The following is a 15,060-nucleotide window of genomic DNA, read 5'->3' on the forward strand; positions in this document are numbered from 1 at the left end:
GGTTGCCATGACACAGAAACATCGTAGCATTTCACTCATCGTGATTCACTGTTCTGCCACGAGAGTGACACAGGATTTCACATTCGAGCAGTTGGAGGCCTGCCATCTTGCCCGCGGTTTCAAGAGTATCGGCTATCATTATTACATCACGAAGGATGGTGTGGTATATCCGGGGCGTCCGGAGTCGGAAGTCGGAGCCCATGCCCGTCATTACAATGCCCACAGCATCGGCATCTGTTATGAGGGAGGTCTCGACAAGAACGGCAAGCCTGCCGATACGCGCACTCCAGCCCAGAATCAGGCTCTGTATTCGCTTCTGGAGAGCCTCTGCCTCTCCTATCCTGATGCAGAGATACTGGGCCACCGCGATTTGCCGAACGTTCACAAAGACTGTCCGTCGTTTGATGTCAAGCGATGGCTGAAGTTGGTAGATTTCCACATCTAGCCGATTTTCGGAAAGGATTTCATTGTATTTATTTTTTTAAGTTGATTCAAGCCCCACAGGTAGTATTCCTGCGGGGCTTTTTCTGTTTCATCGGCGTTATATGAACTATTTATCAGAAAAATCATATACGAAAATGGGAATAATAGCATCAATTTGTAAGAATGTGAAAAAAAAAGTGCAGAATTAACATTTAAAAGAGGTTATTTTTCAAAAAATATGTTATCTTTGCAAAAGATTTGGCAAGAACTTGAAGAAACATGCACAATAAAAAGCAAGAGCTTGCAGAAAAACTAGAAAAAAAGAATACGAGAAACAAAAAATAAACTTTATGCAAAAGAATCAGTTTACCCCTAGCGCTTGCCGCTGGATTTTGCTAGGTTGTTGCCTCACCCCCCCATCCCTTGCCTCGATACAGGCACAGAATGTGAATGGGAACGCAGCAGCCCAAACAGAAATTGCTGTTAAGCAAGGAGTGATAGAGGGAAAAGTTTTCGATAGCAGTGACCATGAACCCATGATTGGTGTAACCGTAGCTATCGAAGGTACAACCAACGCCGTAACGACAGACATCGATGGACACTTCGAACTGCCCGTTAGGAAGGAGTGCAACATCGTACTCTCCTTCATCGGCTACAAAAAGACAATAATCCGATTTACAGGCAGCAACCATGCCGACTTTGCCCGCATCATGATGAAATCTGAAGCCCAGAGTATCAAGGATGTGGTGGTTACAGGTGTATACCGACGCAAGAAGGAAAGCTTTACCGGTTCTTCGGCTACCTTCAAGGGCGATGAACTCAAGAGCGTGGGTGCACAGAACGTACTCCAGAGTCTGAAAACCCTGGACCCATCTTTCAAGATTATGGACAACGCACTCTCAGGATCTAACCCTAACAAGATGCCTGACGTGGAAATCCGAGGTAAGTCGAGCGTTGCCGGACTGAAGGAGGAATATGGTTCCGACCCTAACCAGCCACTCTTTATCCTGGATGGTTTCGAAACAACCCTGGAAACCGTGATGAACCTCAACATGAACCGCGTAGCATCGGTTACGCTGCTCAAGGATGCGGCATCTACAGCCATCTACGGTTCAAAAGCTGCCAATGGTGTGGTTGTCATCGAGACCAAGACTCCGGTAAAGGGTAAGCTGCAGATTTCATATAAGGGCGACTACAGTCTGGATTTCGCTGACCTTTCAGACTACAATCTGATGAACTCCCGCGAAAAGCTGGAGTTCGAAAAACTGGCAGGCGTATACAAGGACAAGACCAACGATCCGTTCAACCAGATCAAGTTGGATAATCTCTACAATTCCCGTCTGCGCGATATCGAGCAGGGCGTAGATACCTACTGGCTCAGTGTGCCTCTGCGCACCGGATTCACCCATAAGCACAACGTATATGCCGAAGGTGGAGAAGGCAACGTGAGATACGGACTGGGGCTGAACTTCGGACAGGTGAACGGCGTAATGAAGGGCTCAGACCGCCAGACTCTGGGCGGAAACCTCGACCTGATTTACCGCACCGGCAAATTCCAGTTCAGTAACAAACTCTCCATCGACTATCTGGAGACCAACAACCCGACCGTTAGTTTCTCGGAATATGCCTATGCCAACCCATATTACAGAAAGTATGGTATCGACGGCAAGATCAGCAAATATCTTTACTATCCGGAAGAGGGGCTGAATGACAACCCTGTATCAAACCCACTCTGGAATGCGCATCTCAACAACTACGACAAGGGACAGCGTTTCGGCTTTACCAACAACTTCATCGCCGAATGGTTTGCTACAGCTGATCTCCGTGTGCGTGGCAAATTCGGTATCACCAAGTATGATGATACCCAGGACAAGCGCCTTTCGCCAGAGCATACCGACTTTGATGACCAGGAAGCAACCCAGAAGGGACTATTCCAACACAGCCTGCAGAAATATCTCTACTACGAAGGCGACCTTTCTGCCACCTACGGAAAGCTGATAGCAGAGAAGCATCAGATAAACGCCGTATTGGGTTTCAACTTCAGCAAGACCACCAGCAAGACCAATGGCTATTCAGCCACCGGTTTTACCGACGACCAGTTTGATGCCCCTTCCTTTGCCAACAACTACCCTACAGGCGGCAAACCAAGCTACAGCGAAAGCATCAAGCATGCCTCCAGTTTCTATCTGAACGGTGGCTATGCCTACGACAACCGCTATCTGCTGGACTTCAACCTGCGCAACGATGGTGCCTCAATGTTTGGCACCGACAACCGGTTCCGTACCACCTGGTCAGTAGGTCTGGGTTGGAATATCCACAACGAAGAGTGGATGCAGGAGAACGGCATTTTCCAGATGCTCAAACTGCGTGTCTCTGTGGGTAATCCGGGCAACCAGAACTTCTCTGCCTACCAGGCCTATACCACCTATATGTTCAACAGTCTGATGACCAACGTATTCGGTACCGGTGTCATCATCAACAGCTTGGGCAACAACGATCTGGCATGGCAGGAGACCATCAACTACAACGTGGGAGCCGATATCACCACGCTGGGCAACCGTCTGAATCTGACGCTTGATTACTACATCAAGAACACCGACCCATTGCTCGCCATCATCACCACCCCAGGTTCTATGGGTGTAACGAGCGAGGCTCTGAATGCCGGTAAGCAGAAGACCAACGGATGGGAAGCCACCATCAAGTTCTCTCCTATTTATATGCCTCATGAGCGCATCAACTGGAATATCTCGCTGAGTGCCACCCACTCCAAGTCGAAATATGCCAACATCGGCAATGCCTTCAGCGCACTGAACGAGAGCGGAAAGACAGGACTTCACAACACCACCCGCTATTACGACGGCGGAAGTCCTACAGCCATCTGGGCAGTACGTTCAGCAGGCATCGATCCAGCTACCGGCAAGGAGCTGTTCATCAAGCGCGACGGCACCTATTCGTTTACCTATGATGCCAGCGACGAGGTAGTATGCGGCGATACCGAACCGGATGTAGAGGGACTGCTGGGAACCACCTTCTATTACAAGGGATTCTCATTCAGCTGTTTCTTCCGCTACCAGTATGGCGGCCAGCTCTTCAACAGTTCGCTCTTCGACAAGGTAGAGAACATCGGAACAGCCGACATCTACAACAACCAGGACCGCCGAGCCCTCTACGACCGCTGGAGCATCAACAACCGCAATGCCCAGTTCAAGGGCATCTCGATGGTACAGAAAACCGACAAGTCATCCCGCTTCGTAATGGATGAGAATACACTTACATGCGAGTCAATCAATCTGGGTTACGAATTCCCGCTCAACATCGCCAAGAAGTTTGGCATGCAAGCTCTTTCCGTTCAGGCCAACATGAACGACATCTTCCGTTGGTCAACTGTAAAGGCTGAGCGAGGCATCGACTATCCGTTTGCCCGTACCGTGTCATTCTCAATAGGTGCAACATTCTAAACAGAACGCAATGAAAAAGATATTATATACAATGATTTTAGCCTGCAGCACGATGATGGTATCGTGCGACAGCTGGTTGGAAGTGAAACCATACGACAAGATATCGGAGGGCGAGCTTCAGAAATCAGAAGAAGGCTACCAGAAAATGCTCAACGGTATCTACATCGACCTCAACAGCGATGCACTCTACGGCCAGTCGCTGTCGGTAGAGATGATTGAGGTGATGGGTGGTGCATACGCCATCGGTACCGACAACAGCGTATGGGGCAACTACAAAGACCTCTCCAACTACCAGTATGGCACAGAATACTGGCGCAACCGCCTGGACCAAACCTGGAACAAGGCTTATGCGCTGATTCTGAACTGCAACAAGATTCTGGAGAGTATCGACCAGAACCAAGGTCTCTTTACAGGCGGCAACTATTATGCCGTAAAGGGAGAAGCACTGGCGCTGAGAGCGATGCTGCACTTCGACATGCTGCGCCTCTTCGGTCCGGTTTATGCCAAGGACAGCGATAAGAAGGCGATACCTTATTATAATAAGCAGACCAACAGTCCGGAGCCTATCCTCACAGCCAAGGAGGTGGCAGAGAAGGTGGTTGCCGACCTGGAGGAAGCCCGCATCCTGCTTGCCAACGACCCGGTGAAGACAGAAGGAACCCTGATGAGCGGTTCGCAAGACGGTACGAGCAACTTCATGCGCTACCGTGCTCTCCGACTTAACTACTATGCCGTAGAGGCCCTTCTGGCTCGTGTGAATCTCTATATGGGCAATAAGACCGAAGCGTTCAAGTATGCCACCGATGTCATCAAGACTGCCGACCAGGGCATCTTCCCATTCGTAGACAAGAGTCTGGTTATAGGTTCGCCAGCCGACCCTGACCGCATCTTCTCTTCAGAGGTACTGTTTGCACTGACCAACACCAGCCGCAGCAAGATTCACAAGAATTTCTACGATCCGTCACGATTGCCAAACTATGTGTTCCGCATGGACGATAACCTGATGAGCAACATCGTGTATGGCGGTGCAGCAACAACCGGCGGCTATCAGGACGACTACCGTTACCGTGCCAACTGGATAGCAACAGGCAGCAACCGTTATTTCTACAAGTATAGCGATATGGTGGCTAACGGAAGCATCCAGAACACGATGATTCCGATGATACGTCTGGGTGAGATGTTCCTCATAGCAGCCGAGAGCCAGAGCGACGATCTGGCAAAGGGAGTACAGTATGTCAACGCCCTGCGCAGAAACCGTGGTGTAGCAAACCTTCAGACCCTGACTCCTGATTTACTGAAGTATGAGTACATCCGCGAGTTGTATGGCGAAGGCCAGCTGTTCTATCTCTACAAGCGATTGAACTGCGACATCATCACCTCTTCTAACGCGAACAAGAATCCAAAGGCAAGCGACCTCATCTTCGTGGTTCCACTGCCTGACTCTGAGACAGAGAACTAGTTAAGAGTTTATAGTTAAGACTAATTATATACGATTTTTATATGAAATATCAGATAAAGACTCTATTGATTGGAGCGATGGCAGCCCTATCTCTAGGCTCATGTAGCGAACAGGAACCGGATGTTTTTCAGAACATTAACGGCGTTTACCTGAACAATCGCTCCAACACCAATATCCTGCAGGCAAACACCAATGTGACCTTTGTCTATCAGAAAGGCGATGAGATGCAGGTGCCTGTCAAGATACAGCTGGTAGGCCGTCCTACAGACCACCCTCGCGAGATAGCCCTCACGGTTAGCTCGGAGGATGCACAGGAAGGCACAGACTACATCCTGCCGGAAAAGGCTGAGATGCCAGCGGGCGAAACCGTACTGGAATATATGATTACGCTGAAACGTACTGCCATCCTGAAAACTCAGGAGAAGCATATACAGGTAAGTCTGCAGCCTAACGAGAACTTCACACTTCCCGTTACCGAAGAGACAACAGCCAACGGCGATGTGGTTTCTACCCTTTCTTATCAGATTATCTTCTCTGACAAGTTTACCACGGCACCAAAGGCATGGAAGACCGATCTGCTCGGCGATTTCACCCAGCAGAAGTTCGAACTGGCTTGCAAGGTACTCGACCTGGACCCAGCCGATTTCAACGACGATTCTAAGATGACGCTTGCCATGCAGAGCTATGTAAGTTCTGAGATGCGGAGCTATGTGAGAGAGCAGCAGAAACTTCGCAACAACGGCGAGGCATACGATGCCGATGCATTCGATGCAAAGGGCAATGCGCTGGCTTTTTATGGAGAATAAAAAAAAACTGGAAGATTATGAGAAATTATAAAATAATGGCAGCGGCTCTGATGATGGCTACGATGATGGCAGGATGCTCGCAAGATGAGGGCAACTACGATTATCACAGTCTGAACGAGCCTACTATCACCGGCGTACCTGAGACCATCTCGGTACTCACCCATGCCAACATCGACCTCGACCCGAATTTGGGCGACAACATCACCGACCTCGATGCCTACAACTACGAGTGGAAGGTCGTCAATAAGTCGGGCGACAACAAGGTGACCGTGCTTGGCAACGAAAAACATCTCGTGCAGGAAATGACGCTTCCTGCAGGAGAATATATCCTCTACTTCACCGCAACAGAGAAGAAGACCGGACTCTTCTGGCAGCAGAGCTATACACTCACAGTGAGCGATACCTCTTCAGAAGGCTGGATGGTGCTCTGTGATGTGAACGGCAAGACCCGTCTCGACATGATATCGAAGGTTACAGGTAAAACCTATCTCGACATCCTCAAGACCAGCGGAATGCCTGAGTTGAATCATCCATACAGCATCCAGTATGCGCCAAACAGCGGACATTCCGACTCTCCTTTCTATCTCTTTACTGCCGACGGAGCCACCCGTCTGTCAAAGAACAGTTTTGTATGGCAGAAGGATTACGACTTCAGGTACGAGGTAGCCAAGCAGACCAATCTGAAGCCACAGAGCATGGTATGCGACCAGAGCGGCATGATGAGAATGATTGTGAGCGACGGCTATGCATATTCGGCATCCAACATGGGTATCCAGGGACTCTTCGCTGCCGTCAACAAGCAGCCTGTTCTTGCACCAGCTGTAGGAGCCAACATCGGAGCATCCTCTTACGCATCCATCTATCTGCTTTATGATAATGTGAACAAGTGCTTCATGTCCTGCTGTCCATTCCTGCCGGGTCTTTCACTCTCTGATGTTTCCTATCACAGCATGAAGGATATGGAAGAGATTGCTACCGGATACAAGGGATCGGATATGATAACCGGCAAAGCCTTCAGCGAATATCCTACCGGCAAGGATTTCGTGTATATGGAGAATACGAAATATGACCCGGGAAATGCCAAGATGGGCATCACCTATACCATCCTGCGCAGCGGAAAGAAGTTTGAACTGTATGGCATTCAGCTGGGTGATATGCTCTGCTATGCCGACTGCACCTTTGCACTGGGTAAGGCTTACTACGGCGACTTGAGCGACTGCAAAGACATCGCCAATGCCTCTTGCTTCGCCTTCAGTTCACAGAAGAACTACATGTATTATGCAGTAGGCAGTACCGTTTATCGCGTGAACCTCTCGGAGAAACCATTGAAGGCAGAGCGCCAGTTCAGTTTCAACGGCGAAACCATCACGATGATGAAGTTTAATTTCTATCAGAATTCAGCTTCAGCCCATGATTACGATCTCATCGTAGGTTCAGAGAACAGCAATGGTTCGGGTACACTCCGCATCTACGACGGCATGAGCGCAGAGGGCGATTTCTCTAAGGTTACACCTACCAGCTATTCAGGCTTCGGCAAGATTGTAGATGCTACTTACCGTGAGCGTACCAACTAATCATCAACTTTAAAAAAGAAAGTAAAAATGAAGAATAGAATATTATCATTGCTTCTGTTCCTGCTGGCTGCAGTGAACATGCACGCCGCTGAGGGCATCACCATTAGATTTGACGTCAAGAATCCGGTGCTCTCCAATGTAGTACTCGTTTACCACATGAGCGTCAACGAATTTCCACTGACCGACGGAAAGGCTACCATGCAGCTCGACGGCATGGATGCTCTCTACGCCAACGTTTATTATGGCGAGAAAACCAAGAACGTATATCTTCAGAAGGGCGACGATGTAACCATCTCGTTCGATGCCAACGATTTCGACAACACCTTCGCCGTGAAGGGCGGCAACGAGAAAGCTATCGATTACTTGAACAAGATTCAGTTAACCGGCTTGCCTAATGAGGCTTACATCCAGCCTTGGAGCGAGTTTAAGGCTACCATTGACAAGAAGATAGCTTCGATGAAACGCCTGCTGAAGGCACGCAAGTTTGCTGCCGACGACAAATTCCTGAAGATGGAAGAAGGCAGAATCACCTACTTCTATGCCAATGCCTTCCTGATGTATCCGGTAAGTCATACTTATCTCACTCAGGATACCACTCTGGTATTGGGTAAAGACTATTACGATACCCTGCGCCAGTATGTGAAGGAGGATGATGATCTCGCCGACAACGATGAGTATCGCAACTATATGATTGAGACAGCCCACGTATTTGATGAAGCGGGAAAGAACATCCGCCAACTCTATCCTAAGGTGCTTGCAGAGATGAGCTATATCGGCGAGAATACGAAGAGCGACAAGGTGCGCGAATCGCTGATTCATTTCCTGGCTTTCACCTATGTTGAAGGTAATGGCGTGGAGAACATCACCGATCTGCAGAATCTGTACTATACCTATGTTACATCGCCTCGCCTGAATGACATCTTCAAGAAGGCATGTGCCAAATGGGACAAAGCGGCTGTGGGGCGTCCATCACCTATGTTCAAGGGTGTGGATGTAAACGGCAAGGAGATGACGCTCCGTGATTTCCGTGGCAAGTACATATATATAGATATGTGGGCTACCTGGTGCGGACCATGCCAGAAAGAGTTGCCATTCCTCAAGAAACTGGAAGAGAAGTTCAAGGGCAGAAACATCGTTTTCGTAGGTCTTTCTATCGACCAGGACAAGGCGAAGTGGGCTGCCAGGGTGAAGAGCGGTGCACTGAGCGGTACACAACTTTATATCGGTAAGGGCAGCAAGTTCCAGAGCGATTACCGCATCAGCGGCATTCCTCGCTTCATCCTCCTCGATCCTAACGGCAGAATCGTGAATCCAGACATGACCCGTCCTTCAAGCGAGGACACAGAGAAGATTCTGAACAGTCAGCCTGGGTTGTAAGAATAGAGTTTAAAAACAATATATTTATTAATTTAAACACAGCACTATGAAAAAATTGATTTCAATGATGTTGATGCTTTGTGCATTCATCACTTTCTCAGCGTGTTCGTCAGACGACGATGGTCCTACTAACCCAGTAAGCAATGCAGTGGTTCCAACTTCTGCAAAGATTGGTGCCGAGGTAACCGTACAGGGTAGCGGTTTCGCTGCTGGTCAGACTCTTTATCTCCAGCCAGAGCAGGGAACTGAGGTTAACACCAATGCCAAGATGACTTCTAACGGTGCAACCTTCACCATTCCTTACACCATGACTGAAGGTAAGGTAAACGTAGTATTGAAGACAGGTAATGATAGCTGGACATTGGGCAGCATGACTCTTCTTGCAGCTGACAACCCAATCTCTACCTTGTCATTGCCAGGCGAGATGGGTATTGGCGAGGAAGTAACCCTTACCGGTATCGGTTTTGCCCAGGGCGACAAGATTGTAGTTGGTGACAAGAAATTAGAGACAACAGTTACAACTGATGGCGTAAAGGTTACTATTCCTGCTGATTTGGCAGAGGGCGAATATGCCGTATCTCTGGTTCGCAGCAATGCTTCTTGGGAGTTAGGTAAGGTATATGCCTTCCAGAAACGCCAGGTTGAGAGCATTACTGTATCAGATAATGCGGCACTCAACCTGTATGCCCCTACCTTGGGTCTTACAGAAGGCGTTTTAACTCTCAACATGTTTTACAATGAAGATGGAACTCTCAAGGAAATTACTTCTAATGGTAGTCTTGGTTGGGTTTTCAATTACAACGGAAAAACTGTTTCTGTAGAAAATAATCCTTATACTTATACTCTTGATGATCAGGGTCGCGTTATCAGCAGTACAGGTATGGATATGATGACAGGCGAAAAGGCAACTTATACTTGGAGCTACGATGCAAACGGTTACCTCACAAGCGTTAAGCAGGTAGGTGCAGCAGATGACGCTGATGTAAATTTCCTGAGCACTTATACTGATGGCAACTTGTCTGCATATACTCTAAGCTTAACTAACGAGTTCACAACAAATAAGAGTATCCGTACATGCCCAAACACCGTAGAGCCTTATTATTTGCTGAACACCTTTAGCTGGTTAATGAGCCGTGATGACTTATTCCTTGGTTTCCTTCTCAACCGCAACGTAAAGGTATCTACCTATGTTCCAAATCAGGTAGTTGCTGATGATCAGAATATGGAGACAGGAGAAATGATCAAAGCCACAACAGGTATTGAGAGTTCATTTGGGAACAACGCTTTGACCATACAGAGCACAGGTGCTGCCATTTCACAGGCACAAGGCATTTATGCCAACAAGGTAGTTGTCAAGTACAAGAACAAGTAATCGGTTAAGCCTTTACAAATCGCTTAAACGATACATAATAATTAAAGCCCGACAGGAAGCAGCAACGCTCTCCTATCGGGCATTAATTATTGTGTAAAGAAGAGACATTCAAAAAAAAAATATGGAAAAGGCTTGCAAGTTTCGGAATATTGGCGTATATTTGCAGAAAAAAAGAAAGGCTTATGAAATATTTGGATCCTAAGGCCGATTTGACCTTCAAAAAAGTGTTTGGCGAACATCCCGAGTTGGTAAAAAGTTTGCTTAACGCCCTTCTTCCTTTTAAGAGTGAGGAAGAGGAAATCACTTCTGTGGCATATCTTACGCCTGAAATGGTTCCCCAGACACCCACACGAAAATATAGCATAGTGGATGTGAGATGCGAGGATGCCCAGGGACGTCAGTTTATTGTAGAAATGCAGATGGTTTGGTCTGCGGAGTTTAAGCAGCGAGTTCTCTTCAATGCTTCCAAGGCATATGTAAAGCAGCTAAACAGGGGAGAAGATTATTCTCTTCTGAAGCCAGTTTATTCTCTCAACTTGGTTAATGAAGTATTTGAGCCTGAACTGGATGATTATTACCACTATTACCATCTTGTACATGAGGAACATACCGAAAAAGTAATTGATGGTTTGCATCTGGTATTTGTAGAGTTGCCGAAGTTTACGCCTCATACGTTTACAGAGAAGAAAATGCAGGTTTTATGGCTTAGGTATCTGACAGAAATTGATGAGAAAACGAAGGAAGTTCCGGCAGAACTGCTGGCAAATCCGGAGATAGCCAAAGCCGTATCAGAGATTGAAGAATCAGCCTATACCGAGGAGGAACTTCTGGGTTATGATGAATTCTGGGATATGGTGAGCGTAGAGAAGACGCTTGCCGGCAGGTTGGAGCGTTTGACGAAAGCTAATGATGATACTGAGGAGAAACTTAAGGCAACCTCTAGTCAGTTGGTGGCAACGTCTAGTCAGCTGGAGGCAACGTCTAGTCAGCTGGAGGCAACATCTAGTCAGCTGGAGGCCACATCTAGTCAGCTGGAGGCAACATCTAGTCAGTTAAAAGAAGCTGAGGAGCAGAGAAAAGAAGCTGAGGAGCAGAGAAAAGAAGCTGAGGAGCAGAGAAAAGAAGCTGAGGAACAATTAAAAAGAGCTAATGAGGAAAAATTGCAATCAGCCCAAAAACTTCTACAGGCTGGAGTATCAGCTGATATTGTGGCAAGTACTCTTAACTTAAGTATGGATGAAATAAAAATTCACTAACTTTGCATCAGATATATACATTAGAATTCTTTACAAACAATAAAATGGAGAATAAAATAACGACAATGGAGCGGGGAATGCAGCGACGCACCGAACTGCTCCTGGGAAAGGATAATCTTGAGAAAATTCAGAAGGCAAGAGTGCTCATCTTCGGTATCGGAGGAGTAGGATCATGGTGCGCAGAAGGACTCCTGAGAAGCGGCGTGAGAAACATCACAATCGTAGACAGCGACAGGGTATGCGTAACCAACTGCAACCGCCAGCTGATGGCTACAAGCCGAACCATAGGCGAAGTGAAGGTAGAGGCGCTGCGCAACCGACTGCTCGAAATCAACCCCGATGCCAACATCACAGCCTATCAGAAAATATATCAGGCAGAAACTGCCGATGAATTCCACATGGAGCAATACGACATCATCATCGATGCCATCGACTCGCTGAAGGATAAGGCTGACCTCATTCTGCGTGCCACTGCCCTGCCTAAGGAAATCACCTTTATATCTTCTATGGGAGCTGCCCTGCGCACCGACCCCTTCAAGGTAAGAAAATCTGAATTCTGGAAGGTGGATGGAGACCCGCTGGCAAGAGCACTGCGAAAGAAATTCAAGAAGAACAAAACCTTCCCACGACGAAAATTCCAGTGCGTATACAGTGAAGAAAAGCCGATGCAGAACCAAGGGGTGAACAAAGCCTGCGGCACGGGCGGATGCCTATGCCCGAAAGCCAAACTCATTAGCGGAGAGAGGGGTACTGATACTGCCGTATATGATGCTCCGGGCGACCAGCGACTGGTAGAACACGAATGGTGCTCTACTAAGGCACAGATCAACGGTTCGCTCTGTCACATCACCGCAACCTTCGGAATGGCTATCGCTGGAATGGTCATCAACCACATCATTGAATAACTATTTTCTTTACAACAGTCACTTGAAAAGAAACTTACAAAACATACGCAAAAGGCGAGGCGCTTTCACAAGCTCCCCGCCTTTATTAATTATTCAAGTTCAGAAGTTTCTCGGGAGTAGTCTTATCGGCATTCGCCTCTATTCGTCTCTTCATATCTTCAAAAGAATAAAGGTTAAATCCGATAAATCTTGTTAAACAAATTCTATCTTACCTCTTATGTTTATACCTTTGCACGCAAATTTATAATCACAAAGGACATTTTCATGTCCCAAAAAGGATAATATTTAATTTAAATAAGAGAAGAAAAATGAAAGAAAAAGCAGAAAGTTCAGTAGCCTGCAATCATCACAAAGTAGGCTTTCTGGGATTGCTCGTTACATTAGGCATTGTATTCGGAGACATCGGAACATCACCTCTCTATGTGATGAAGGCTATCCTGCATACGGGCGAAAGCATCAGCGAGAGCACCATCCTGGGTGCACTGTCATGCATCATCTGGACACTCACCCTCCAAACCACCATCAAATATGTATGCGTGGCGCTACGTGCCGACAACAATGGCGAGGGAGGCATCCTCGCCCTCTATGCCTTGCTGCGCCGACTCAAGAGCAAGTGGATTTACCTACTGGCCATCATTGGCGCAAGCACCCTGCTGGCAGACGGAATCATCACCCCTGCCATCACCGTGACCACAGCCATCGAAGGACTCGAAAGCATCAGTCCCAACCTGCCAGTTATCCCCATCACCCTGGGCATCATCACCATCATCTTCTTCGTGCAGCGGTTTGGCACAGAGAGTATTGGCAAATCGTTTGGCGTATTTATGCTGCTATGGTTCCTGCTGCTGGGCGTGGTGGGAGCTTTCAGCATCACGTCTTACCCATTGATACTGAAGGCTTTCAACCCCTATTATGCTGCCATGCTGCTGGCAAAATCGCCTGAATGGTTTCTGATTCTGGGTGCCGTATTTCTCTGTACTACCGGTGCCGAGGCTCTCTATTCCGACCTGGGACATTGCGGCAGAAAGAACATCGCCATCAGCTGGGGCTTCGTAAAGACCATGCTCATTCTCAACTATCTGGGACAGGGAGCATGGGTGCTGAATCATGCTGATACGGCACTGGCAGCGAATCCGTTCTTTGCCATCATGCCGCAGAGCATGCTCTTCTTCGCCATCATCATGGCCACGGGTGCGGCAATCGTTGCGAGCCAGGCACTCATCAGCGGAACCTTCTCCATATTGAGCGAAGCCATGAACCTGCACTTCTGGCCGCGCATGCGAATCAAGCATCCTACCCATGTTAAGGGGCAGCTCTATATCCCGATGATCAACCTCGCCATGTATATCGGCGTGGTTCTCATCATCCTGCTCTTCCGCGACTCCTCGCACATGGAGGCAGCCTACGGACTCGCCATCACCATCACCATGCTGATGACTACCCTGCTGCTCGGTTTCTACCTGCACAGCAAGGGAGTGGCACGGATTTTCACGATGCTGTTTATGGGCGCATACTGCATCATCGAAGCCATCTTCCTGACTGCCAATCTGTCAAAGTTTCTTGCAGGTGGATGGTGTACGATGCTCATTGGAGGAATCCTGTTCCTGATGATGTACGTGTGGGTGAAAGCCATGAAGATACGACGCCATTATATCAGCACCAAACCGCTGGATGATTATTATCAGATTATCTCCGACATCAAGGCCGACGAGAGCATCCCTAAGTACGCTTCCAACCTGGTTTATGTGAACCACGCCAACAAGGAAGGTGCCGTAGATGACAAGTTGCTCTACTCCATCATCAACAAGCAGCCGAAACGTGCTGACCATTACTGGCTTATCAACATGGAGTTTGTTGACACTCCTGACACGCTGGAGTACAACTGCGAGACCCTGATTCCCGACACCCTCTACAGCGTAACCATGCACATTGGTTTCCGCATAGAGCCTAGGGTGAGTCTCTATCTGCGACAAGTAGTGGAAGATCTGGTAGCAGACGGAAAGGTAGATTTGCAAAGCACCTATCCTTCGCTGCGCAAATACGGAATTCCGGGCGATTTCCGATTCATCATCATTCACCGCGTATATTACCCGGAGAGTTCAGATAATCGCCAACAGAACCTGCTGATGAGTATCTACGCTCTTATCAGCAAGATAGGCATTGACGAGCCTAAGGCATTGGGCCTCGACACTTCCATGGTAGTGGTAGAAAGAGTGCCGCTCATCATCAACCATCCGGTCATTAAGGACAAGGTCATTAAGGTTATTAAGGATTCTGAAACATCACAAAGCTGACAATAAGCAAAAAGGCGAGGCGCTTTCTCAAGCTCCCCGCCTTTAACCTATTAGCTAGAAGATTATAGCTAACAACTAACACAAAACCTTATAACTGTTTTTCAAATCTTAATCGTTATTTGAACCTATGAACGAA

General features: G+C 47.8%; 9 protein-coding genes and 1 pseudogene. All 10 read left to right on the forward strand.

The genetic code is table 11. The features are described 5' to 3' along the window. Positions 1–7: 7 nt before the first annotated feature. Positions 8–445, forward strand: coding sequence for an N-acetylmuramoyl-L-alanine amidase (locus ONT18_RS05715; protein WP_006846748.1), 438 nt, complete (start codon positions 8–10; stop codon positions 443–445). Between the two features lie 328 nt (positions 446–773). Then, the gene (locus ONT18_RS05720) at positions 774–3,881 is read left to right on the forward strand and encodes a SusC/RagA family TonB-linked outer membrane protein (protein WP_264904465.1); all 3,108 of its coding nucleotides are present in this window, start codon (positions 774–776) and stop codon (positions 3,879–3,881) included. Between the two features lie 10 nt (positions 3,882–3,891). Then, positions 3,892–5,340 (forward strand): RagB/SusD family nutrient uptake outer membrane protein, encoded by a 1,449-nt coding sequence (locus tag ONT18_RS05725; RefSeq protein ID WP_118151570.1) that lies wholly within the window; start codon positions 3,892–3,894, stop codon positions 5,338–5,340. Positions 5,341–5,381: 41 nt separating this feature from the next. Then, positions 5,382–6,146, forward strand: a complete 765-nt coding sequence (locus tag ONT18_RS05730) for a DUF4843 domain-containing protein (RefSeq protein WP_264900015.1) — start codon at positions 5,382–5,384, stop codon at positions 6,144–6,146. Between the two features lie 17 nt (positions 6,147–6,163). Beyond that, positions 6,164–7,720, forward strand: a complete 1,557-nt coding sequence (locus ONT18_RS05735) for a PKD-like family lipoprotein (protein WP_264904467.1) — start codon at positions 6,164–6,166, stop codon at positions 7,718–7,720. Between the two features lie 27 nt (positions 7,721–7,747). Then, positions 7,748–9,097: a TlpA family protein disulfide reductase gene (locus ONT18_RS05740; protein WP_264904469.1), complete on the forward strand. Its 1,350-nt coding sequence runs from the start codon at positions 7,748–7,750 to the stop codon at positions 9,095–9,097. Positions 9,098–9,143: 46 nt separating this feature from the next. Beyond that, positions 9,144–10,469, forward strand: a complete 1,326-nt coding sequence (locus ONT18_RS05745) for an IPT/TIG domain-containing protein (protein WP_264904471.1) — start codon at positions 9,144–9,146, stop codon at positions 10,467–10,469. A 182-nt stretch (positions 10,470–10,651) separates the two neighbouring features. After that, a pseudogene (locus ONT18_RS05750) lies at positions 10,652–11,350 on the forward strand (Rpn family recombination-promoting nuclease/putative transposase); the annotation flags it as partial. Positions 11,351–11,769: 419 nt separating this feature from the next. Then, entirely contained in the window at positions 11,770–12,630 is an 861-nt protein-coding gene (locus ONT18_RS05755) for a tRNA threonylcarbamoyladenosine dehydratase (protein WP_264904473.1), read from the forward strand. 308 nt (positions 12,631–12,938) lie between these two features. After that, a complete protein-coding gene (locus ONT18_RS05760) occupies positions 12,939–14,924 on the forward strand; it encodes a KUP/HAK/KT family potassium transporter (protein ID WP_264904475.1) in 1,986 nt (661 codons plus the stop codon). The last annotated feature ends 136 nt before the right edge of the window (positions 14,925–15,060 follow it).

The organism is Segatella copri (assembly GCF_026015295.1).
Taxonomy (GTDB): Bacteria; Bacteroidota; Bacteroidia; order Bacteroidales; family Bacteroidaceae; genus Prevotella; species Prevotella copri_C.

What these genes read in the sequence shown, in the direction of transcription:
- ONT18_RS05715 (WP_006846748.1), top strand. Translation starts at nt 8, where the DNA reads ATGACACAGAAACATCGTAGCATTTCACTCATCGTGATTCACTGTTCT.
- ONT18_RS05720 (WP_264904465.1), top strand. Translation starts at nt 774, where the DNA reads ATGCAAAAGAATCAGTTTACCCCTAGCGCTTGCCGCTGGATTTTGCTA.
- ONT18_RS05725 (WP_118151570.1), top strand. Translation starts at nt 3,892, where the DNA reads ATGAAAAAGATATTATATACAATGATTTTAGCCTGCAGCACGATGATG.
- ONT18_RS05730 (WP_264900015.1), top strand. Translation starts at nt 5,382, where the DNA reads ATGAAATATCAGATAAAGACTCTATTGATTGGAGCGATGGCAGCCCTA.
- ONT18_RS05735 (WP_264904467.1), top strand. Translation starts at nt 6,164, where the DNA reads ATGAGAAATTATAAAATAATGGCAGCGGCTCTGATGATGGCTACGATG.
- ONT18_RS05740 (WP_264904469.1), top strand. Translation starts at nt 7,748, where the DNA reads ATGAAGAATAGAATATTATCATTGCTTCTGTTCCTGCTGGCTGCAGTG.
- ONT18_RS05745 (WP_264904471.1), top strand. Translation starts at nt 9,144, where the DNA reads ATGAAAAAATTGATTTCAATGATGTTGATGCTTTGTGCATTCATCACT.
- ONT18_RS05755 (WP_264904473.1), top strand. Translation starts at nt 11,770, where the DNA reads ATGGAGAATAAAATAACGACAATGGAGCGGGGAATGCAGCGACGCACC.
- ONT18_RS05760 (WP_264904475.1), top strand. Translation starts at nt 12,939, where the DNA reads ATGAAAGAAAAAGCAGAAAGTTCAGTAGCCTGCAATCATCACAAAGTA.